Origin of the sequence: Aquabacterium sp. (genome assembly GCF_049317225.1) — a bacterium.
Lineage (GTDB): Bacteria > Pseudomonadota > Gammaproteobacteria > Burkholderiales > Burkholderiaceae_C > Aquabacterium.
Window position 1 is genome coordinate 134,058 of the sequence record NZ_JBMOIR010000004.1, and the last position, 21,469, is coordinate 155,526.

The following is a 21,469-nucleotide window of genomic DNA, read 5'->3' on the forward strand; positions in this document are numbered from 1 at the left end:
CAGGCGCAGCAGTCGCAGGTGTTCGCTGCATCGGCGTTGTTTGCATCTCAGTCTATGTATGACCAAGGTTCTGAAAGCCGGCGGCCTGTGGCTGTTGATCTCCATCATCGTCTGGGCGGTTTCCATGTGGCGCTGGCTGGGCGCTTCAGATGTCTCAACGGGACAGATCGTCGCGCAACTTGTGGTGCTACCACTGGCGCTGACGCTCGTCTTCATCGGGGTGTTGTTCGGTGTGCATCGTTTGCGGCAAATCTCTGTCAGTGCAGGTGCCCAGGCATCTTCGTCGCCTGATACGTCCGTACCACTTGGCTCAGAAGACCCGCATCCGCTGGGGCGCACTGCCTGGCTTCTGGCCGACGCTGTGACGCTGACACTGGGGCACGACTCCGACAGTGCCTGGTCTTCGGCGCGAACCGGGGTCCATCGTCCTGGTCTGGATGCCACCTTGAAGGATCAGGATGATCTGCCTATCTTCTCTGCACGCGTCGAAGATATTGCTCTCGATTCATGGTGGTTGGGTGAGCCCGACTTGCCGGATTGCCTGATGCAGCCGCACGTGGCCAGGGTGCTGCAGTTGCTGACGCCATCCCTGCAACATGTTCTGGATGTGCTCGGATCTTTGGTGCGGTCGCTGGAGAATGACACCTCCGTTGCTCACATCGCGCGCCACGATCCATCAGACATGCCTAACCATCTGTCAGGCGTGGCGCAAGCTGTGCGAGGGGACGTGAATCAGGCTACGCACATGCTGCAAGTGTCTGTGCGCTTGGTATGGCCACAGCATTGGCATCCGGAGGTACGAGAGGCCGCCTCCGAATGGATGCGTCGTCAGGCCGGGGCGCTGTTCGAGTGGGCTGGTTACCATCCAGTGCAGAACGTCAGATGGCAAGATAGTGCTGTGGAGAGTGAGCAGGTTTGGTGGCGAGAGTGGGCTCAAATATTGAGCCATATTGAGCAGGATGAGCGCCCGAATCTGATCATGGTTTTCGCGGCGGACAGTGCGATCGATGATGGCGCCGTGGCGCGCATGCAAGCAAAGGGTGAGTTGTTTACGGCGCGCCATCAGACTGGATGCATCCCGGGGGAGGGTAGCGTCGGCCTGATGTTCGCCAATCGTCTGGCGGCAGATCTGCTCCGATCGCAGTGCCCTGACATGCTTTGTGTGAGCCATCCTATCCGAGGTCAGCGAGAAAGGTCTGCAGATGCCATGGGACGGTCTGGATGTGGCGTTCTGTCTGACCTGTTCGCCAGACTGCATGCGCAGTGGCCATGCGAGGCATCGGAAATCAAGGTGATTTCCGATGCCGACCATCGGGCCAGTCGGACTGCCGAGTTATACGAGGCTACCTTGGCGGTCACACCTGATGCCGATCCGATGACCAGTGTGATTCGCTTGGGCGATCAGTGCGGAGATCTCGGCGTTGCGCGCTGGCTGGTGCCTCTGGCGGTTGCGGCGGCCGCAGTGCGGTCTGCAGAAGGTGCATGCGGGGCAGCATGGGTTGCCCATGTCCACGATCCCTCTCACCGGGCTGTGCTGGCTGTGGCCTCCACCGGGTTGAACGCTCGGGTAGCTTGATCAATGATGGAAGTTTGAATGCAAAGAATCTGGCAGTTTCTTCTGGATGCCCGCACGCTGACGGTGATCGGCGTGCTGGCATTGGCGGCGCTTTTGTTGATCGGTGCCGATGCCTTGCGCGTGGGGATGGTTTGGGCCATCACCATCCTGGCTGCCTTGATGCTGGCTGCGGCTGTGGTTTGGGTCCGCAAGCGCTGGCGAGAGGGTCAGGCGGCCCAGGCCATGGCGCAGGCCTTTGATGATGAGGCGCAGAAAGCCGTTCAGGCCGCGACGTCGTCTGGCAAGCAGGATGAGGTGGTAGCAGTCCGCGAGCGCATGTCAGAAGCGGTGAAGCTGATCAAGCGCTCGAAGCTGGGGGAAACGTCGGGCGCTGCAGCACTGTACGAGTTGCCTTGGTACGCCATCATCGGCAACCCTGCTGCAGGCAAAAGCTCTGCCATCGTTCAGTCTGGCTTGAAGTTTCCATTCGCCGATCACACGGACAACGTGATTCAGGGGATCGGTGGAACGCGTCACTGCGATTGGTACTTCACGACCGAAGGCATTGTGCTGGATACCGCGGGTCGCTACGCCGTGCACGAAGAGGATCGCAGCGAGTGGTTGGGCTTCTTGTCTCTGCTGAAGAAGCATCGTCCCAAAGCGCCGATCAACGGTGTCATCGTGGCGGTCAGCGTTGCGGAGTTGGGCGGTAACAAGCCTGAGTTCGCGATTGACCTTGCTCGGAAGTTGCGCCAGCGGGTTCAGGAGTTGACCGAGAAACTGGAAGTTTTCGTGCCGGTCTATGTGCTGTTCACGAAAGCGGATCTGATCGCTGGCTTTGTGGACTTCTTTGAGGATCGGGATCGTTCGGAGCGCGACAAGGTGTGGGGGGCGACCTTGCCTTACGACACCATGACGCGCTCAGGCGATCACGGGGACGCCGTGGCTCAGTTTGAGGTGCATTTTGACAAGCTCTATCAAGGTCTCAAAGATGCATCTGTGGCGCGCATGTCGTTGCATCGCGGTGAGCAACTGCCACCCGGCGTGCTGACATTTCCGCTGGAGTTCTCTGCTCTCAAGCCTGCCTTGCGCACGTTCATGAACACCCTGTTCGAGGACAACCCATATCAATTCAAGCCCATTTTCAGGGGCTTCTACTTCACCAGTGCGGTACAGGAAGGGCAGTCCACCAGCCGCGCCAGCCACCGTGTGGCCGAGCAGTTTGGTCTGCAACTCCAGCCCGGGACTGCCGCAGCGGTGTATTCACAAAGCGGCTTTTTCTTGAGAGAGCTCTTTTCCAGAGTGATCTTTGCCGACCGTGAATTGGTCAAGCAATACACCAGTCGCACGAAGATGCGCGTGCGCTATGCGAGCTTCATCGGGGGCATGGTGCTGCTGGGCCTGTTCATGGCGGGCTGGACGTTGTCATACATGGGGAACCGGCAATGGGTGGCCAACGTGCAAGCCGACTTGAACAAGGCCTCGCAAGTGCAAAGCGACCGCGTTGACTTGGCGTCACGACTCGAGGCGCTGGCCATCTTGCAAGATCGACTGGAGCAAGTGCAACGGTACCGAAATGCGCATCCCTGGTCCATTGGATTGGGGTTGTACCAAGGGCAGGCCATTGAGGAGCGTCTGAAAGAAGAGTATTTCCATGGCTTGGATGCTGTGCTGCTCAAGCCTTCCGCGCAAGCGATGGCTTCGTATTTGACCGAGGTGAATGTGCGAGCCGCCGAATTGCGCCCCATCCAGCGCTCGGTGGATGCGAGTGCGCAGCAGGTGCCAGTTGCAGACGCCGCATCGTCCGTCGCTGTCTCGACCGTGATGGATCAAGATCCACCCGCAGCCGGCGTGCCGTATTCGACGGTTTCCAGAACCAGTGTGACGGAAGCCTATAACGCGCTGAAGGCCTATCTGATGCTGGGTGACCGAGCACGTCTGGAGCCGGGTCACATGAGCGATCAACTCACTCGGTTCTGGCGCGGTTGGCTGGATGCCAACCGAGGCAACATGCCTCGAGAGCAGTTGATTCAGAGGGCCGAGCGGGTGTTGTCGTACGCGATGGCACAGATGGCTGATCCGGCGTTTCCTCAGCAAGAACTCAATCTGACCTTGCTGGATCAAACCCGCGAGAATCTGCGTCGGGTGATCAAGGGGATGCCTGCGCGTGAACGTGTGTACGGAGAAATCAAGGCACGAGCCGCCACGCGTTTTGCGCCGGTGACCGTCGCACGTTATGTCTCTGACGTCGACCGAAACATGGTGGCGGGCAGCTATGCCGTGTCCGGTGCCTTCACCAAAGAAGCCTGGGATCAGTACGTGAAGGAAGCCATCCAGAACGCAGCCCAGAAAGAGCTGCAGTCAACAGATTGGGTGCTCAAAACCAACGTGGCGGATGACCTGACTTTGGAGGGAAGCCCAGAGCAGATCCAGAAAGCACTGACGCAGCTGTACAAGGCGGACTACGCGCGGGAGTGGCAAAAGTTCATGCAAGGCATCACGGTGCAGGAGTTTGGCAACTTTGAGCAGGCCGTGGTGCACATGAATCGCCTCGGTGACGCCAGTACTTCCCCAGTTGGCATGTTGCTCAAGACCCTTTATGAGCAAACGTCCTGGGATAACCCGTCGATGCTGAATGATCGTTTGGCAGAAGGGGAAAAGTCTTTTGTTGAATGGTTCAAGCAAAAGATCCTGGGCATGGCACCGGCTGCGGTGCCCGTCAATTTGAGTGTCAGCTTGGGGGGCGATGTGCAGATTCCCATGGGGCCCATCGGGAAAGAATTTGCGAGCCTGAACCGGCTCATGATGCCTCGTGACGGTGGAGAGCCGCTGGTCCGGAGTTACCTGGCTGCTCTGTCCAAGATCCGTGCGCGCTTCAATGACATGAAGACCCAAGGCGATCCTGGTCCAGCCGCTCGTCAATTCATGCTCCAGACGTTCGAGGGCAGTGGTGAGTTGGCCGAAGCGTTGAAGTTGGTGGATGACCAATTGCTGACCGGTATGAGTGAATCGGCAAGGCAGGCGCTGCGCCCGCTGCTGGTCCGCCCGTTGATGCAGGCGTTTGCTGTCATCGTCAAGCCTGCAGAAGCGGAGCTCAATCGTGTCTGGATGGCTCAGGTGTTCGAACCCTATCAGCGGACACTGTCGATGAAGTATCCATTTGATCGCGCATCCAAGATCGAAGCCAGTCCTGCTGAAATGGCCAAGGTGTTTGGCGCAGAGGGCAGCGTGGCCAAGTTCGTCGAGCAGTCTCTCGGTGCACTGGTTCTGAAGCGCGGTGACAACTTGAGCGCACGAACCTGGGCCGACATGGGGGTGACCTTGACGCCCGAGTTCGTCGGTGGTGTTGCGGCGTGGGTAGCGCCATTGGGCGGGCAAGTTGCTGCGAGCGGCAGTGGTGGGGCCGGTGGTGCATCGGCAGACGCGCAGACGGTCTTTCAGATGCTGCCAGTGCCATCTCCCGGTCTGTCGGAGTACACCGTGGAGGTCGATGGGCAAACCCTTCGGTATCGCAATGGTGTCGCCACATGGGGGCACTTTGTTTGGCCAGGTCCCGGGACGGCGGGCGTCAAGATTTCGGGTGTCACCAATGATGGACGAAGTGTGGTGTTCTTCAATGAGCCGGGGCGGTTTGGCTTGGAGAAGATGATCAATGCTGCTCAGCGCAGACGGGTGGAAGGAAATACCTTTGAGTTGCGTTGGACCACCACCGGGATGAATGTTGCTTTGCAGTTGCGCATCATCTCGAACGCGAGCACGGCTTCTGCTGAGACCAACAACGCCGTCGTGGCGGCGAAGCCAGGGCAGTTGCCGGCCATCATCGCTGGTCGCGTCGAAGGTGGCGCCGTTCAGGCCGGGCCGGGTGTGCGGTCGGGGGGGGCTGCACTGTGAGCAGTGTGATGTCGACTCCGACCGATCTGATGTATTTCGGGAAACTCCCGTCAAGGGGGGACTTTGTGCGCAGTCCCCATCATGCCAATCTCATTGACTTGGTGGATCGATGGCAGTCACAGACCATGGAGCGACTGTCGGCAGATCCCCGGTGGAAATTGACTTACGACAGCGCGCATCCGATTCAGTTCGCTGTGCTGGGGACGGGGAGCAATGTGGGCCTTGCCGGGTATTGGATGGCCAGTCAAGATGCCTCAGGGCGGCGGTTTCCTTTTGTCACGGCTGCATCGTTTGATCTGACCCTACCAACGCAGTTTGCCTCGTTGGCGCCCATTGCGTTGTGGAAAACCTGGTCGAGGTTGGAACAGGTCAGTCGTGTGGCGCATGCCGCAACGGACTTTGCCCATGCTCAGGCCAGCTTGCATGCGCCCATGCCAGTCAATGTGAATTTGTCTGGTGCGCGGGTCGTTTTGCAGGATTTTCTGGATACACATACCGTGGCCAGCCTGGAGCAAATGCTGGCCTCAGGCTGTGGGCGCTTGGTGATGAGGCAAGCCATCCTCGCGTTGGGCTTGTTGCTGCAGCCCGCCATGACGATGGGGGCGTCGCGACTCACGCGGGTGTTGCGTTTACCGTTGCCGGCTGACGCCGGGAAGCGCGGATGGGTGGCCGCATGGTGGTTGTCACTCATTCTGGGTTTCTTTGCTCGGCATGAGATCGAACTGGGCGTCTATCTGACGGTGCATGCCGATGGCCCCCAACTCCTGCTAGGTTTTCAAGGTGCGTCTGCCGCGACCTTGCATGCGGTGATGGATCCCGTGGTGCTGTCAGCGCAGTCTGTGAGCTTGCAGCAATCGGAGTGGGTTGAGGGCGAAGTTCAGTCTGACCATGGCGTTCGCAAGCTGTCCAACTATCTATTGGATCCGAGCTTGTCATTGGCGCAAGCACTGAGCAGTTTTCAAGAAGTCTTTCTCGGGGTGTGACGATGCGATATTCGGGCTGGGGGCAGTGCCGCGTGGTGATGGCATGGGCGTGGATGACGATGTCTGCTTGTGTTCAGGCGCAGGGGGGGGCACAGGTACAAGGACAAGGGCAAGTTGTGGTGTCCGGGACGGTGCCGGATGAGGCCACGCGGGTGTCTGTTGTAGCCCGCTTGCGCGAGCTCTATGGTGCTGACCGCGTGGTCGATCAATTGTCATTGGGCACCGTGGTGGCCCCGCCCCAGTGGTCGCAGCATGTGGGCAAGTTGCTTGGCGCCACACTCAAGCAGGTCACCCATGGGCAACTGAGTGTGCAAGGCACGACGATTGACCTGCGGGGCGAAGTGTCCAATGAAGCCGTGCGTCAGCAGGTGGCTGGCGAAGTCGCCCAGTCTTTGAATCCCACCTATACGGTGCGCAACGGGCTTCGTGTCGCCGTTCAAGAGCAAGCGGTGATTGACAAGGCCCTGGCCAATCGCATTGTGGAGTTCGAGCCGGGCAGTGCTGTGTTGCGCCCTGCAGGTTTGCTGATTCTGGATGAGATGGCCGCGACGATGTCGAAGTTGAAGGAGCGTCGCTTTGAGATCATTGGCCATACAGACGCCTCAGGCAACCGTCAGGCCAACGTGAGCTTGTCCTTGGCCAGGGCTCAGGCCGTGAAGAGCTATCTGGTCGGCAAGGGGATGCCTGCCGATCGATTGAGCGCCACGGGTGCTGGGCCCCATCAGCCTATCGCCAGCAATGAGACGGACGAGGGGCGCGCACGAAACCGGCGTATCGAGTTTAGGGTGGGAACCTGATGCGCCAGCGGCTTGCCGAGTCAATATGCTGGTGGGTCGGCGGGGGCCAGGCCCAGTAGCTCTTGAATGTGAGACATGGCTCCTTGCTCCTTGACGACTTCGCGTAGCCATTCGTGCAACGGCATGTCCCCCCATTTCACTGCCTTGTCCACCAGATAGGCGACAGGACTATGAGGTTCGGTCCGACGGAAGAACTGCGCCACCTCGCGCAATTGCTGGAGCGCTTGCGCCCGACCATATGGCGTGCTGTGAGTGGTCATGTGTCCAGAGGGTTCATCTGCCGTGTCGGCATGTCCGTTTGGCTGGTCTGATGGGGGCTGTGACGCCGGTATCAGGGTGCCGGCCTCTCGGCACAGGCGGGTGAGCTCGTATTCAGCCCTGGTAAGGGCTTCTTTCGCTGAGACAAAGCTGGGGCCATCTGCGCCGAGTCGTTCGTCGATGACGGCTTGCCAGTCTTGAAGATGGCGCAGGCTGGCTTGGAGACCATCGAGTGCGGTGCGCTGGTGCGTGGAAGGCGTTTCGCGCAGTGCCCGATTGAACTGGTCAAGGGTCACTTTGCTGCTTGCATCTTTGGCCATGTCATCGGGCGCGCGCTCTGCGACCGCGGCCTGCTGACGCGCGATCTGAAGGTCGCGTAGCGTGAACGCCGTACCGTGTCTTCCCTGGGCAACGGGCAAGGTGTCCGACAAGGCCTCAACGCGTTGCAGGAGCCAGCTCATGTTGCCAACGCGTTCTTCCTGATCTCCGTCATCTGCTTGCGGGTGGACGGATGGCCAGTAGCGTCGGCAGAGTTCTGTGCACAACTGCAGGCCGTGGCTCAGGCCAGGATAGCCCTGCGTGAGCGTCCAGGCTTCGCTGAGCCACATGGCAACGCGCAAATCTTTGGTTTGGTTTTCCAGCAGGCGTTGGCATTGCTCGGCAACACCAGGCCAGTCCGCCACCTTCAGTGTGGTGACCCATTCGCCTTGGTCCAGGGTGGGGTCATCTTCTCGGCGCATCTCGGCGATGTGATCGAAGGCGGCGGAGAACGACAGATCAACCCCGCAAGGGGTGTCGGGCGCGATGGGCGCCAGTAGTACTTCCAAGTCCATGAGATCCCTGATTCATCTTGAGCCTCCCCAAAAAACAGGGGGGCGTTTGTGGGCGGAATCTTCACATGGCATCAACCCGACGAGATGCCCCCATCGCGGGTGTCTCAGTAACCTAATGTGTCAGTGCCTGTTTGGTTTCATTTTTGTTAATAAGAGTGATTCGCAATTGCAAACAAAAGTGTTAGACTTGCTGCATGGCTTCTCTCGTGCTTTCTCCGACACACCATTCACTGCTGCCGCCTGATTTGAACCCGGTGCAGCGTTGGTTTCTGGCCGCGAGCGTGTTTGTTGTGCATGTGGTGCTGGCCAGCGTGGTTGTCACGGCCATGCGTGCGCCCGAATTGGTCGCTGAGCCTCGTGCGATGGAGGTGGCGTTGATTTCTGATACGCCTCAGGTGCAGCGTGTGCAGGATCCTGTTGACCCTCAAGTGCCGCCCCAGCCAGCCGTTGCGAAGCCCGCTCCGGCACAGCCCCAGTTGCCTGCGCCCGTGCTGGCTGCCAATCGACCCGCTGCGCCAAACGATGTGCAAGCGGCACCGCCTGCACCACCGGTACCCGCAAAGCCAGCAGACACGGTAGCTCCCACAAATCCTTCAGCCGCAGCATTGCCGGCCGGCCCCACGGGGCCTGTGACCGCAGCACCGTCCAGCGATGCAGGGCGTCAGGCTGTGGTGCCAAAAGTGTTGCCCTCATCGGCGGTCCGCTATTTGGTGGAGCCGGATCTCGTTTATCCACGTGCCTCGCGTGAGCTGGGCGAATCGGGCGTGGTCCGACTCAAGGTGTTAGTGGACGAGCATGGCCGTCCACGTGACATCGAGGTCGTTCGCTCGTCCGGCTATCCCCGTCTCGATCAGCAGGCCGTGCTGGCGATGAAAAAAGCACGATTCCAACCCCACCTAGAGGACGGCGTGGCCCGTACTGTGTGGGTGGTTGCTCCCCTTACGTTCAATTTGGAAGACTGATCATCATGACTGATTTGGCCGCCTCCGCTCCTGTGATGGCAGAGACCGCAAGTGCCGTGGACGCCAGTGCCGCCGTGGCAACACAAGCCGCTGCACCCGAGTTGGGTTTCACCCATTTCATTGCGCAAACCGATGCCGTTGGTCAAGGGTTGTTTGCCATTTTGGTCATCATGTCCCTGGTTTCCTGGGCTTTGATCGTGACCAAGGGTGTCTCGTTGTTTCTGCGGCAGCGGCGCAGCAAGACGTTCCTGGATTTTTTCTGGAATGCCACGTCGCTGGAATCTGTTCAGCACGAAATTGCGACGCACGGTGTCCATGAGCCTTTCGCGCATCTGACCGCACATGCCATGCATGCCCAGGCTCACCACGCTCGCTTTGGCGCAGCCAAGCTGGAAGAGGCGGGCAGTGCGCAAGACTTCCTGACGCGCACGATCAAGAAGGTGCTGGACGAGGACACCATGCGCATGGAAAGTGGCCTGAGTGTGTTGGCCACCATTGGTGCCACCGCACCTTTCGTGGGACTGTTTGGCACCGTCTGGGGTGTTTACCACGCCCTGTTGGCAATTGGTGCGACGGGAGCGGGGACCCTGGACAAGGTGGCCGGTCCGGTCGGCGAAGCGCTCATCATGACTGGTGTGGGGCTGGCTGTGGCGATTCCTGCCGTGATGGGCTACAACTGGCTGACGCGTAGCAACCGCGTGTGGGGTGCGCGACTGGATGCCTTTGCGTTCGAATTGTTCACGTTCTTGTCGACGGGGCAGACACTCAAGACAAGCAGCGAGCAGGAAGCGGGCAACGGCGCGGCCGCCAACGTGCGTGCCATCAAGCCAGGCTCTGCAGCCTGATCTCGGATCGGAGAGGATTGAATCATGGCCTTTGCCAGTTTCGACAACAAGGGGAGCAGCGCCCCGGTTGCAGAGATCAATATGGTGCCGCTGATTGATGTGATGCTGGTGCTGCTGGTCATCTTCATCGTGACGGCACCTTTGCTGAGTCATCAGGTCAAGCTGGAGTTGCCCAAGGCCAGCGCGCAAGTGATGTCTGCCAAGGCTGTGAAGATCGACTTGTCGATCGATGCAGACGGTGTGCGTTATTGGAATGGTCAGGCCTTGAGTCGTGATGAAGCGGCTGCACGTTTCGCTGCCGAGGGCGCCAAGCCCACTCAGCCGGAAGTGTATTTGCGAGCAGATCAAGCTGTGCCCTATCGGGCGGTGGCCGAGACTTTGGCCGACGCATCCAAGGCCGGCTTGACCAAAATCGGTTTTGTGACGGATCCGGCCCCTGTGAAGGGTGCTGAGCACAACGGCAAGACGAGCAAACCGTAAAGAGCATCGGGGGCGCGCTACCATGCCGGCATGCGTACGCCTGACCTGACTTCCATCGTGCCACCACAGGCCCTTGCCGGTCTGAAAGTGGTTGAACTGGGCCAGCTGATTGCTGGCCCTTTTGCTGGCAAGACTTTGGCCGATTTTGGTGCCGAGGTGATCAAGATCGAGCCCCCCGCGACCGACAGCGGCGCGGGCGGGGATCCCTTGCGCCAGTGGCGCATGCTGCACAACGGAACCAGTGTGTGGTGGCAGGTTCAGAGCCGCAACAAGAAGAGTGTGGTCCTGGACTTGCGGACGGAGGAAGGGCGCGATATCACCCGGCGACTCATCGATGAGGCTGATGTGGTGATTGAGAACTTCAAGCCTGGCACCATGGAAAAGTGGAGTATGGGCTATGACGTCCTGAGCGCCCGCAACCCTGGGCTGATCATGTTGCGTATCAGCGGCTATGGCCAGACGGGGCCTTACAAGGAACGACCAGGTTTCGCCGTGGTGGCGGAAGCCATGGGCGGCATGCGTTATCTCAATGGTGAGCCTGGTCGTGCGCCGGTGCGTGCGGGGGTGAGTCTGGGGGATACCTTGGCTGCGTTGCATGGCGTCATTGGGGTGTTGCTGGCCTTGCAGGCTCGGCAGCGTTCGATCAGTGACGATGCGCCCAAGGGCCGGGGGCAGGTTGTGGATGTGGCCTTGTATGAGGCCGTGTTCAACTGCATGGAGAGTTTGCTGCCCGAGTATTCGGCATTCGGTGCCGTGCGGCAGCCCGCTGGCTCTGCGCTACCGGGCATCGCGCCCAGCAATGCCTATGCTTGCCAGAACGGCATGGTGGTCATTGGTGGCAATGGCGACTCCATCTTCAAGCGCTTGATGATTTCGATTGGTCGGGATGACCTGGCCACTGATGTGGAGTTGTCCAGCAATCCGGGACGCGTCAAACGTGTGGCCGAGATTGACCAGGCGATCGGTGATTGGACCGGGGCTCGATCCGTTGAACAGGTGTTGGCCGTCTTGAACGCGGCCAGCGTGCCGGTGGGGCGCATTTATTCGGCACAGGACATCGCGCAGGATCCGCACTATCGTGCCCGTGACATGATCGTGCCCGTGACCACGCCCGATGGTTTGACCGTTGACGTGCCAGGCATCGTGCCCAAGCTCTCGGTTACGCCCGGTGCGATCACGCGACGAGCGCCGCTATTGGGAGAAGACACCGATGCGGTGCTGGCGTCATTGAAGCGCTGAGTGGCTTCGTTCATTGAGCATGAAATCTGGAAGCAAGACGTGACGGATATTTCCTCTGAAAAAGAGCGTGGGCAATTTGCCTTGTTGTCGCAAAGACGGTTCGCTCCGTTCTTTCTGACGCAGTTTCTGGGTGCCGCGAACGACAACTTGCTCAAGTTCGCGTTCACGGTGTTGGTGACCTATCAACTCCAGGTGAGTTGGTTGCCAGCGAAGCTGGCTGGCTTGGTCATCGGTGCACTGTTCATCTTGCCCTTCGTGCTGTTGTCGGCCACCGCCGGGCAGTGGGCTGACAAGTATGACAAGGCCAAGGTCATGCAGGCGGTGAAGGTGCTGGAGATCGTCATCATGGTCCTGGCCATGGTGGGTTTCTGGATGCAGTGGATTCCTTTGCTGCTGGGCTGTGTGTTCTTGATGGGCTTGCATTCCACCTTGTTCGGCCCGGTCAAGTACGCCTATTTGCCCCAGCATTTGTCGGAGCGTGAACTCACTGGTGGCAATGGCCTGGTGGAGATGGGGACCTTCGTGGCCATCTTGCTGGGCAACGTGGGGGGCGGCTTGCTCATGAGCGTGCCCGGCAACGGTGTGCACTGGGTGGCGGGCGTGTGTCTGGCGGTGGCTGTGTTGGGCTGGCTCGTCGCGCGAGGGATTCCAGCTTCACCCTCGTCGGATCCGGCCTTGAAGTTGAATTGGAATCCCGCGACCGAGACGTGGCGTAATTTGAAGCTGGCTTATGAATATCCCAGCGTGTTCCGCTCTTTGCTTGGCATCTCTTGGATGTGGTTTTTCGGCGCGGTGTTTCTGTCTCAGTTCCCGGCATTTGCGCGCGATGTGATCGGGGGCGATGAACGTGTGGCGTCCCTGTTGCTGGTGGTGTTTTCGGTGGGCATCGCAGCTGGTTCATTGCTGTGCGAAACCTTGTCCCACCGGCATGTGGAGATTGGCCTGGTGCCCATCGGTGCTGTGGGGATGACCGTTTTTGCGTTTGACCTGTATCTGGCCGCAGCGGGGTTGCCGACTGTGCAGGGTGCCTGGCTGACGGTGAGTGCTTTCGTGTCGCAACCTGCGCATTGGCGGATCATGGCTGACTTGGCGTTGTTGGCGTTCAGTGCAGGGCTCTACAGCGTGCCGATGTACGCGTTGATCCAGCTGCGAGCCAAGGCCAGCCACCGGGCGCGCATCATCGCGGCCAACAACATTCTCAATGCGATCTTCATGATCGTGAGCAGCGTAATGGCCGGTGCGCTGCTGGGCGCGGGTTTGTCCATTCCTCAGGTGTTTGGTGTGACCGCTGTGTTGAATGTGGTCGTCGTCGGGTATGTGTTCTGGCTGATGCCCGAATACATCATCCGTCTGGTGATGCTTGTCATTACGCGTTGGGTGTACCGCTTGCGTGTGCGTGGGGATGAGCACATTCCCACGGATGGGCCAGCCATCCTGGTGTGCAACCACGTGAGCTTTGTCGACGCCATCATCCTGGGCGTTTGCAGCCCACGTCCCATGGTGTTCTTGATGGATCACCGCATTTTCAAGACCCCGTGCATCGGCTGGTTCTTCCGCATGGTCAAGGCAATTCCGATCGCGCCACAAAAGGAAGATCCACAAGCGTACGAGCAGGCCTTCGAGCGTGCCAAGCAGGTATTGCGAGACGGTGATCTTTTGTGTTTGTTCCCGGAAGGCGCCATCACCCGCGATGGGCAATTGCAAACTTTCAAGGCTGGCATCATGAAGATCCTGGCGTCTGACCCGGTCCCCGTGGTGCCGGCGGCTTTGCACAACCTTTGGGGCTCCACCTTCTCGCGCATCGAAGGGGCGGCCATGGCCAAGCCGTTGCGGCGCGGTTTGTTCAACTGCGTGGGTCTGGTGGTGGGGCCGGCCATGCCTGCCGGAGAGGTTTCGCCTGAGGGACTGCAAGCCCGCGTTCAGGCTTTGTTGAACGAGCCTTCACCCTGATTTCGAGGGGCGATGGGATTAGGTGAGGGTGGCAAAATTCTGACCATGGACAAACTGCTCACCCGCGCCGCATGGGCCCGTGTCATTCCCTTTGCACTCTTCATGGCCTTGCTGGCCGTGCGGGGCTTGGTGCCCGCAGCGGAGGGCGCCACCCTGGATGGCCGATGGCTCTATGGGGTTTCGGTCCTGGTGGTGGGGGGGAGCCTGGCCTACTTCTGGCGTGACTACACCGAATTGGCATCGGACGCGAGGCTGAGTTGGCTGCAGGGACTGCTGTCCATCATCGTTGGGGTTGTGGTGTTCCAGTTGTGGATCGTGCTGACCGAGCCATGGATGATGCTGGGGCAAGCGACTGCCAGCTTTCGACCTGTCGATGAAGAAGGTCAGTTGCAGTGGGGGCTACTGGTGACCCGCTGGATGGGGGCTGCGCTGGTGGTGCCCTTGATGGAAGAGCTGTTTTGGCGCTCGTTCCTGATGCGATGGGTCGACAACCCCGACTTCGAAAAAATCTCGCCCACCGCGGTGACGGTCAAGGCGATCGCCTTGTCGACCTTGGTGTTCATGCTCGCCCACACACAATGGCTGGCGGCCATTGTGGCGGGGGTGGCTTATGCGGGCCTGTATCGGTACACCGGTAAGCTGTGGGCACCGATTTTGGCGCATGCTGTCACCAACGGCGTTCTGGGCGTCTGGGTGGTGTTCACGGGCGCTTGGCAGTTCTGGTGAGGATGAATCGGGCAAGCGGGGATCCCCCGTCGCCCGTTTCTTCTGACTGATCAGACGCCGCGGGCGCGATCGGTTGCAAACTGCTGCTGGAAGGCGGCAAAGCGGCCGGCGTCCAGCGCATCCCGTACTTCCTGCATCAGGTTCAGGTAGTAGTGCAGGTTGTGGATGGTCGTCAGCATGGGGCCCAGCATCTCGCCGCAACGGTCGAGGTGGTGCAGGTAGGCACGGCTGAAGTTCTTGCAGGTGTAGCAGGTGCAGGTTTCGTCGATGGGGCGCTCATCGGCCTTGTTGCGACTGTTGCGCAAGCGCAGATCGCCAAAGCGGGTAAACAGGTGGCCATTGCGCGCATTGCGGGTCGGCATCACGCAGTCGAACATGTCCACGCCCGTTGCCACGCCGGCGACCAGGTCTTCCGGTGTGCCCACGCCCATCAGGTAGCGGGGCTTGTGCGTGGGCAACTTAGGTGTGATGTGGTTCATCACACGCATCATTTCGTCTTTGGGTTCCCCGACGCTGACACCACCGATGGCATAACCGGGCAGGTTCAGATCGACCAGGCCGGCCAAGGACTCTTCGCGCAGATGCTCGAACATGCCGCCTTGGACGATGCCGAACAGGGCGTTGGGGTTTTCCAAACGTGTGAATTCCGTGATGCATCGCTTGGCCCAGCGCATGCTCAATTCCATGGAGGCGCGGGCCTCCTTTTCGGTGGTGATGTGCCCCAGCGACTTGTCTCCCTTCCAGTAGGGCGTGCACTCGTCGAACTGCATCACGATGTCCGAGTTCAGAATCGTCTGGATCTGCATGCTGATCTCGGGCGTGAGGAAGAGCTTGTCACCGTTGACCGGCGAGGCAAAGCGCACACCCTCTTCACTGATCTTGCGCATCTCGCCCAGAGACCAGACCTGGAATCCGCCCGAGTCCGTCAGGATGGGCTTGTTCCAGGATTCGAATTTGTGCAGGCCACCGAACTGCTTCATGATGTCCAGGCCAGGGCGCATCCACAGGTGGAAGGTGTTGCCCAGAATGATCTGTGCGCCCATTTCTTCGAGCGAGCGAGGCATGACCCCCTTGACCGTGCCATAGGTGCCAACGGGCATGAAGATCGGGGTCTGCACCACACCGTGGTTCAGGGTCAGTTGGCCACGGCGGGCTTCGCCTTCGGTCTTGAGAAGTTCAAACTTGAGCATGATGGTGTGAGATCAGTCTGTTGATCGATGTGGTCGTGCGGCCAGAAGGCGCTCCAGCAGGCGCTCGCTGCGGAAGGGCTTGGCCAGCACTTCGAGACCCGAGTCGTTGAGTCGGGCCAGTTCGGAAGGGCTGGTATCTCCAGAAACAATCACTGGCTTGACGGTGTGTCCTTGTGTGCGAAGCTGCAGGCCCAGATGTTGAGCCAAGGCCAAGCCGTCCATGCCGGGTAGGCGATAGTCCGTCACCAAGGTGTCGGGCAGGCATTCCGGGTCGGCGGATCCCAAGAGATCCGGCAATTCATCAATGAGCGCCTCGGCGTCCGGCCAGGTCCGGGTATGTGCCCCCCAGTTGTGGAGCATTTCTCCCAAGGCGCGACGCAGGATCATGTCGTCTTCTACCAGCCAGATGACGCGGCCAGCCAAGGGCTGTTTGGGCGTATCTTGAATTTTGGCAGGTTTGGTTGGCACGAGGTTGAGCGGCAACTCGATGGCAAAGCAAGAGCCTCGACCAAGCTGAGAGCGCACGCTGATCTGTTCGCCCAGGATGGACGCGGTGCGCCGGACGATGGCCAGGCCCAGACCAATGCCACGCTTGCGATCGCGGGCGGCGTTGCCGACTTGGTAGAACTCTTCAAAAATGCGCTCTTGCTGCTCGGGGGCAATGCCAATCCCGGTGTCCCAGACCTCGATGCGCAGCCGGTGCTTGCCGCGTCGACGTGCCGCCACGAGGACGCCTCCTTGCTGCGTGTACCGGATGGCGTTGGCAACGAGGTTACGCAAGACACTGTGCAATAGCATGGGATCAGTGAGCACCATGAGTTGATTGCTTTCGTGCTGGCGAGGCAGGCGGAAGCGCAAGTCCAGTCCCTTGCCGGCTGCGGCGCTGTGTTCGTGCACCTTCACGGCTTGAAAAACGTCGTGCATCGACACGGACTGGAATTCTGGTTTGACGGCGCCAGCGTCCAGCTTGGAGATGTCGAGCAGCCCCACTAGCAGCGATTCCATCGACGACACGGCCTCATCCAGCATGTTGGCCAGGTCTTTGGTTTCTGGTGTGGTGGCTTGTTGGCGCAGCAGGCTGACCAGCAAGCCGATGGCGGCGGTGGGTTGACGCAAGTCGTGGCTGGCCGCAGCGAGAAAGCGCGTTTTCGACTGGTTGGCCACTTCGAGGGCCCGGGTGCGCTCGGCCACACGTTCTTCCAGCGTCACGTTGAGCCGCTCTGACAGGTTCATGGCATCAATGAACTTGCGCATGAGTGTCAAGGCGAAGCCCAGGAAGATGATGGGGGCGAAGTAGGGGGTCCAGTACAGGTCCGTGACCTGGACATAAGGTGTCAGGAACAGATAGTCGTGCGCCATGCTGATCAGTGTGCCGACAGGCCCTAAGGTCATGGCTGTGGCTTCAAGCCAGTGCTTGGTCCAGGCAGTCTCGACGACCTTGTAGACGACCAGCACCCCGCCCAGCATCATCATGGGGTAGGCAAACATCCGCATCAAATCCAGATAGGGCGTGCCCATGGCAAACACCCCGAGAACGGGCAAGCCAAATCCCATCATGCGCAGAGGCGGGACAAATCGCGCGGCCTTGACGTTGGCGTACGCCATGCCAAACATCACCTGGTAGTAGGTGGTCACGGCATGGGTGGCAAAAAACAGCCAGTCAACGACCGGCGTGGGCCAGGCAATCGTTTCGACGAAGTACAGCGCATTGCGGCCGCACATCACCAGCATCAGCCAACCGAAGTAGGCAAAGATCACGTCTCGCGGCCGTGAGCGCCAGGCCAGCAGCAGGAACAAGGCCATGCCTGCCACGCTCATGTTCAGCGTTTGTGGCAGATCCACGGTCCACCAGTTGGCGCTGTCGAAGTCGTTGCGCATGTCCGCCATCGGCCCGAACTGGAAGGGCGCAACACCGGGTTTGCGAAACGGATTCATCCGGACATCGATCTCGATGTCGTTGTCACCTGCGCCGAGCACGTTGACGGGCAACTCGATCAGGTACGGCAGGGGCGCCATGCTGGTGATGGTGCTGCCTTCCATGTGGCGAGTGGCCAATTGAAAGCCGTTGACGGTCACCCGGTGATTGCCCGGCAAGCGGTCAATGCGCAGTGCCCATGGCACGACGGGGGAGCGCTCCATGACCAAGCGGACACGGTAGCAGTATTCGGCCGGTGGCTTGATGCCCATCTGCCGCCAGTCGTCTGGCAATTTGACTGGCCGACCTGGCGTGCGCTGAGCGCAATTGCCAGGTGCCAGCATGGCGTCCGTGATGACAACGGCTGGCGCCGCCCAGGCCAGATTGGCCAGGCACAGCGCACTCCAGCACAGCAACCTGATGATGAATCCCATGATTTATTTGATTTTTTTTCGTCGTATCAGCGCTGGATCAGCATGGCATCGCCATAGCTGAAGAAGCGGTAGCCCCGCGAAATCGCATGGCTGTAGAGCGCCTTGATGTGCTCATAGCCAGCGAAAGCGCTGACCAGCATCATCAGGGTGCTCTTGGGGAGGTGGAAGTTGGTGATCAACACATCCACCACCTTGAACTGAAAGCCCGGGGTGATGAAGATGTCGGTGTCCCGACTGCCTGTCTCCAGTGTCGTGCCGGCCGGGGCGTGCAGCGCAGCCGATTCCAGCGCACGCAGGGTGGTGGTCCCCACCGAGATGACGCGTCCCCCTGCGGCTTTGGTGGCCTCGATCAAAGCCACGGTGGTGGCAGGCACTTCAAACCATTCGCTGTGCATTTTGTGCTCAGCCAGGTTGTCGGTGCGAACGGGCTGGAATGTGCCTGCGCCCACGTGAAGCGTGACCTCTGCCGTGCGGATGCCTTTGGCTCGCATGGCGTCCAGCAAGGCTTCGTCAAAGTGCAGTGCTGCGGTGGGGGCCGCCACGGCGCCCGGTGCCGATGCAAAGACGGTTTGATAACGGCGAACGTCATCGGCCTCATCGGCATGGGTGATGTACGGCGGCAGGGGCACGTGACCGTACTGATCGAGCAGCTCAAACGGATCCCCCGACAGCCTCAGGTGAAACAGCCCCCCATCGGGGCCGCCGCGCCCCAGCACTTCGGCGTCGAAGGCATCGGCAAATCGAACGACGGCACCGGGTTTTGGGGACTTGCTCGCCCGCATGTGGGCCAGCACTTCGTTGTTGGGCAGAACGCGCTCCACCAATGCCTCGACCGCACCGCCGGACTGCTTGGCGCCATACAAGCGCGCTTTGATGACGCGGGTGTTGTTGAAGACCAGCAGATCACCGGGTTGGAGCAGATCTGGCAAATCTTTGAAGATGCGGTCGACGGGCGTCTCTGCTCGGCCATCCAGCAGTCGAGACGCTGTGCGTTCAGCAGCGGGATGTTGGGCGATCAACTCGGGCGGAAGCTCGAAATCGAAGTCACTGAGGGTGTAGTGACGGGCAGCGTCTGCCGCAGGCGCAGGGTGCGCCGAAGATGAGGTGTGTTGCATGCCGTTGAGGGACTGACGAGTCCCGTGCCAAGGAAACCCGATATTGTCGCTGATCTGCGCCACCCTTCGAGGGTGCTCACATGAGTGGCTGGTGCAGGCACAATCGAGCTTCTTGCATACCTGTGTTTGCTTACAGTGTCTTCTTCGTCTTCTGTCCCGCCCAAGGTATCGACTGTCAGCTCGTCCGCATCGTCGAACGGGTCGACCGGTGCTGCGAAATCGGCACCGCAAAAGGCCATGGAGAGACTGGGCTTGCGCCGGGACATCGACCTGGCCTTGCATTTGCCCCTGCGCTACGAAGATGAAACGCGGCTGGTCCGGCTGGATGAGGTGCGGGATGGTGATACGGCACAGATTGAAGGCGTCGTGCGCGACAGCCGTGTCGAGATGCGTGGGCGACGTCAATTGCTGGTGCGGATGCAGGATGAGTCGGGCGAGGTTTTGCTGCGATTCCTGAATTTCTACGGGTCGCAGCAAAAGAGTTGGGGCCCGGGGGTGCGCTTGCGTGTGCGTGGAGAAATCCGGCATGGCTTTTTCGGGCGGGAGATGGTGCATCCGCAGGTGCGCATCGTTAAACCGGATACGCCTCTGGCATCGTCTCTGACGCCGGTGTATCCGACCAGTGCGGGGCTGCCTCAGACTTACTTGCGCAAGGCGGTGGCGGCGGGCTTGGCTCGCGCGCCTTTGGACGAAATCATCCCCGCGCCCTTGTTGCCGATGCAATGGCCGAGTTTGCGAGAAGCCTTGTATTTCCTGCATCACCCCAGTGCGAGCGTGTCCCTGGCTGCATTGGAAGACCACAGTCACCCGGCGTGGCAGCGCCTGAAATTTGAAGAGTTGCTGGCTCAGCAGGTGTCACAAATGCAGGCCAGGGCCGAGCGGGCGCATCTGAAGGCGCCTGTGCTGAAGGCCGGCCAGCAAGGGCTGCCTGATCGTTTGCTGGCGGTCTTGCCCTTTCAGTTGACGCAGGCCCAGCAGCGTGTCGTGGCCGAAATCACGCACGACCTGACTCGGCCGCAACCGATGCACCGCTTGCTGCAAGGTGACGTCGGCTCCGGCAAAACCGTGGTGGCGGCGCTGGCGGCTGCCGTGGCCATGGATGCCGGATGGCAATGTGCCTTGATGGCCCCTACTGAAATCCTGGCAGAGCAACACTTTCGCAAGTTGGTTGGCTGGCTGGAGCCACTGGGGGTGAAGGTCGCCTGGCTCACCGGTAGTTTGAAGGCAAAAGCCAAGCGCGAGCAGATCGCCGCCGTGGCTTCGGGTGAAGCGCAACTGGTGGTGGGCACCCATGCCGTCATTCAGGACCAGGTTGAATTCGCCAAGCTGGGCTTGGCCTTGATCGATGAGCAGCATCGCTTTGGCGTGGCCCAGCGCCTGCAATTGCGCCGCAAGCTCGAAAGCAGCGAGCTGGAACCCCACTTGCTGATGATGAGTGCCACGCCGATTCCCCGAACGTTGGCCATGACTTACCTGGCTGATCTCGAAGTCAGCACGATTGATGAGTTGCCACCTGGCCGTACCCCCATCGTCACGCGCGTCTTTTCGGACAACCGCAGAGAAGAGGTGATCGCACGCATTCGTGATGAGGTGGCCAAGGGCAGCCAGGTCTATTGGGTTTGTCCGCTGATCGACGAAACCGAGGACAGCGATCAGCAAGCGGATGAGGCTGCCGGTCGCGTGAGCAATCAGCGTCCGCCACTGGATTTGAGCAACGTGACGCAAACGCATCAGGACTTGAGTGAGGCCTTGCCGGGCGTGGGGGTGGGGCTGTTGCATGGCCGATTGCCGGCAGCAGACAAAGCCGACGTGATGAGTCGTTTCTCATCGGGCGAGCTGTCTGTGCTGGTGGCCACCACGGTCATTGAGGTGGGGGTCGATGTGCCGAACGCCAGTTTGATGGTGATTGAGCATGCCGAGCGATTTGGATTGAGCCAGTTGCACCAGTTGCGTGGTCGGGTTGGCCGCGGTTCGGTGGCCAGTGTGTGTGTGTTGTTGTACTCGTCTCCCTTGTCGGACTCAGGCAAGCAGCGGCTGAAGGCCATGGCTGAAACCACAGACGGCTTTGAGATTGCCCGGCGGGATCTGGAGATTCGCGGGCCTGGTGAGTTCATGGGGGCCCGGCAGTCTGGCTCGGCGCTGCTGCGCTTTGCAGATTTGAACGAAGACCAAGGTTTGGTGAGTCGGGCGCGTCAGGTTGCCGAGCTGTTGCTGCGAGAGCACCCCCGTGTCGCGCAACGCCATGTCATTCGGTGGTTGGGTGATAAAACGGAGTACCTCAAGGCCTGAGGCCGAA

The 21,469-nt window shown here is 60.1% G+C and carries 15 protein-coding genes; 11 read left to right on the forward strand and 4 right to left on the reverse strand.

The window, feature by feature from the left end; all coding sequences use genetic code 11:
- Nucleotides 1-58: 58 nt before the first annotated feature.
- From ACOYNB_RS05005 to ACOYNB_RS05020, 4 genes are read left to right on the forward strand one after another with little or no spacing between them, the layout of a single operon-like run.
- Nucleotides 59-1,576 carry a hypothetical protein gene (locus ACOYNB_RS05005; protein WP_422838027.1) on the forward strand — a complete coding sequence of 506 codons (1,518 nt, stop codon included), beginning with the start codon at nucleotides 59-61 and terminating at the stop codon, nucleotides 1,574-1,576.
- A gap of 18 nt (nucleotides 1,577-1,594) precedes the next feature.
- Nucleotides 1,595-5,446, forward strand: a complete 3,852-nt coding sequence (gene tssM / locus ACOYNB_RS05010) for a type VI secretion system membrane subunit TssM (protein ID WP_422838028.1) — start codon at nucleotides 1,595-1,597, stop codon at nucleotides 5,444-5,446.
- Nucleotides 5,447-5,454: 8 nt separating this feature from the next.
- Complete coding sequence (gene tagF, locus ACOYNB_RS05015; protein ID WP_422838029.1) at nucleotides 5,455-6,429, forward strand: type VI secretion system-associated protein TagF; 975 nt, start codon at nucleotides 5,455-5,457, stop codon at nucleotides 6,427-6,429.
- 59 nt (nucleotides 6,430-6,488) lie between these two features.
- Nucleotides 6,489-7,226: an OmpA family protein gene (locus ACOYNB_RS05020; protein WP_422838030.1), complete on the forward strand. Its 738-nt coding sequence runs from the start codon at nucleotides 6,489-6,491 to the stop codon at nucleotides 7,224-7,226.
- Between the two features lie 20 nt (nucleotides 7,227-7,246).
- Here the strand turns inward: ACOYNB_RS05020 and tssA are convergent, their stop codons facing one another.
- The gene (gene tssA, locus ACOYNB_RS05025) at nucleotides 7,247-8,317 is read right to left on the reverse strand and encodes a type VI secretion system protein TssA (protein ID WP_422838031.1); all 1,071 of its coding nucleotides are present in this window, start codon (nucleotides 8,315-8,317) and stop codon (nucleotides 7,247-7,249) included.
- 194 nt (nucleotides 8,318-8,511) lie between these two features.
- On the opposite strand from tssA, the gene ACOYNB_RS05030 reads away from it, so the two are divergent.
- From ACOYNB_RS05030 to ACOYNB_RS05055, 6 genes are read left to right on the forward strand one after another with little or no spacing between them, the layout of a single operon-like run.
- Nucleotides 8,512-9,279: an energy transducer TonB gene (locus tag ACOYNB_RS05030; protein WP_422838032.1), complete on the forward strand. Its 768-nt coding sequence runs from the start codon at nucleotides 8,512-8,514 to the stop codon at nucleotides 9,277-9,279.
- A 5-nt stretch (nucleotides 9,280-9,284) separates the two neighbouring features.
- Nucleotides 9,285-10,124: a MotA/TolQ/ExbB proton channel family protein gene (locus ACOYNB_RS05035; RefSeq protein WP_422838033.1), complete on the forward strand. Its 840-nt coding sequence runs from the start codon at nucleotides 9,285-9,287 to the stop codon at nucleotides 10,122-10,124.
- Between the two features lie 24 nt (nucleotides 10,125-10,148).
- Entirely contained in the window at nucleotides 10,149-10,604 is a 456-nt protein-coding gene (locus ACOYNB_RS05040; protein ID WP_422838035.1) for an ExbD/TolR family protein, read from the forward strand.
- A 30-nt stretch (nucleotides 10,605-10,634) separates the two neighbouring features.
- Nucleotides 10,635-11,843 (forward strand): CaiB/BaiF CoA transferase family protein, encoded by a 1,209-nt coding sequence (locus ACOYNB_RS05045; RefSeq protein WP_422838036.1) that lies wholly within the window; start codon nucleotides 10,635-10,637, stop codon nucleotides 11,841-11,843.
- Nucleotides 11,844-11,882: 39 nt separating this feature from the next.
- Nucleotides 11,883-13,793, forward strand: a complete 1,911-nt coding sequence (locus ACOYNB_RS05050) for an MFS transporter (RefSeq protein ID WP_422838090.1) — start codon at nucleotides 11,883-11,885, stop codon at nucleotides 13,791-13,793.
- 45 nt (nucleotides 13,794-13,838) lie between these two features.
- Nucleotides 13,839-14,519 carry a CAAX prenyl protease-related protein gene (locus ACOYNB_RS05055; protein WP_422838037.1) on the forward strand — a complete coding sequence of 227 codons (681 nt, stop codon included), beginning with the start codon at nucleotides 13,839-13,841 and terminating at the stop codon, nucleotides 14,517-14,519.
- A gap of 50 nt (nucleotides 14,520-14,569) precedes the next feature.
- Here ACOYNB_RS05055 and tgt read toward each other — a convergent pair whose 3' ends face one another.
- From tgt to queA, 3 genes are read right to left on the reverse strand one after another with little or no spacing between them, the layout of a single operon-like run.
- Entirely contained in the window at nucleotides 14,570-15,709 is a 1,140-nt protein-coding gene (tgt, locus tag ACOYNB_RS05060) for a tRNA guanosine(34) transglycosylase Tgt (protein ID WP_422838038.1), read from the reverse strand.
- Nucleotides 15,710-15,721: 12 nt separating this feature from the next.
- Nucleotides 15,722-18,058 (reverse strand): ATP-binding protein, encoded by a 2,337-nt coding sequence (locus ACOYNB_RS05065; protein WP_422838039.1) that lies wholly within the window; start codon nucleotides 18,056-18,058, stop codon nucleotides 15,722-15,724.
- Between the two features lie 26 nt (nucleotides 18,059-18,084).
- Nucleotides 18,085-19,173 carry a tRNA preQ1(34) S-adenosylmethionine ribosyltransferase-isomerase QueA gene (gene queA, locus ACOYNB_RS05070; protein ID WP_422838040.1) on the reverse strand — a complete coding sequence of 363 codons (1,089 nt, stop codon included), beginning with the start codon at nucleotides 19,171-19,173 and terminating at the stop codon, nucleotides 18,085-18,087.
- 237 nt (nucleotides 19,174-19,410) lie between these two features.
- Between queA and recG the strand changes: the two genes are divergently transcribed.
- On the forward strand, nucleotides 19,411-21,462 hold the full coding sequence (gene recG / locus ACOYNB_RS05075; RefSeq protein WP_422838041.1) for an ATP-dependent DNA helicase RecG: 2,052 nt from the start codon (nucleotides 19,411-19,413) through the stop codon (nucleotides 21,460-21,462).
- Nucleotides 21,463-21,469: the final 7 nt, after the last annotated feature.

Bases quoted from the DNA above. Each gene is read 5' to 3' on its own strand.
- queA (WP_422838040.1), bottom strand. From the start codon at position 19,173: ATGCAACACACCTCATCTTCGGCGCACCCTGCGCCTGCGGCAGACGCT.
- ACOYNB_RS05005 (WP_422838027.1), top strand. From the start codon at position 59: ATGACCAAGGTTCTGAAAGCCGGCGGCCTGTGGCTGTTGATCTCCATC.
- tgt (WP_422838038.1), bottom strand. From the start codon at position 15,709: ATGCTCAAGTTTGAACTTCTCAAGACCGAAGGCGAAGCCCGCCGTGGC.
- recG (WP_422838041.1), top strand. From the start codon at position 19,411: ATGGAGAGACTGGGCTTGCGCCGGGACATCGACCTGGCCTTGCATTTG.
- ACOYNB_RS05045 (WP_422838036.1), top strand. From the start codon at position 10,635: ATGCGTACGCCTGACCTGACTTCCATCGTGCCACCACAGGCCCTTGCC.
- tssA (WP_422838031.1), bottom strand. From the start codon at position 8,317: ATGGACTTGGAAGTACTACTGGCGCCCATCGCGCCCGACACCCCTTGC.
- tssM (WP_422838028.1), top strand. From the start codon at position 1,595: ATGCAAAGAATCTGGCAGTTTCTTCTGGATGCCCGCACGCTGACGGTG.
- ACOYNB_RS05020 (WP_422838030.1), top strand. From the start codon at position 6,489: ATGTCTGCTTGTGTTCAGGCGCAGGGGGGGGCACAGGTACAAGGACAA.
- ACOYNB_RS05035 (WP_422838033.1), top strand. From the start codon at position 9,285: ATGACTGATTTGGCCGCCTCCGCTCCTGTGATGGCAGAGACCGCAAGT.
- ACOYNB_RS05040 (WP_422838035.1), top strand. From the start codon at position 10,149: ATGGCCTTTGCCAGTTTCGACAACAAGGGGAGCAGCGCCCCGGTTGCA.
- ACOYNB_RS05030 (WP_422838032.1), top strand. From the start codon at position 8,512: ATGGCTTCTCTCGTGCTTTCTCCGACACACCATTCACTGCTGCCGCCT.
- ACOYNB_RS05065 (WP_422838039.1), bottom strand. From the start codon at position 18,058: ATGGGATTCATCATCAGGTTGCTGTGCTGGAGTGCGCTGTGCCTGGCC.
- ACOYNB_RS05055 (WP_422838037.1), top strand. From the start codon at position 13,839: ATGGACAAACTGCTCACCCGCGCCGCATGGGCCCGTGTCATTCCCTTT.
- tagF (WP_422838029.1), top strand. From the start codon at position 5,455: ATGTCGACTCCGACCGATCTGATGTATTTCGGGAAACTCCCGTCAAGG.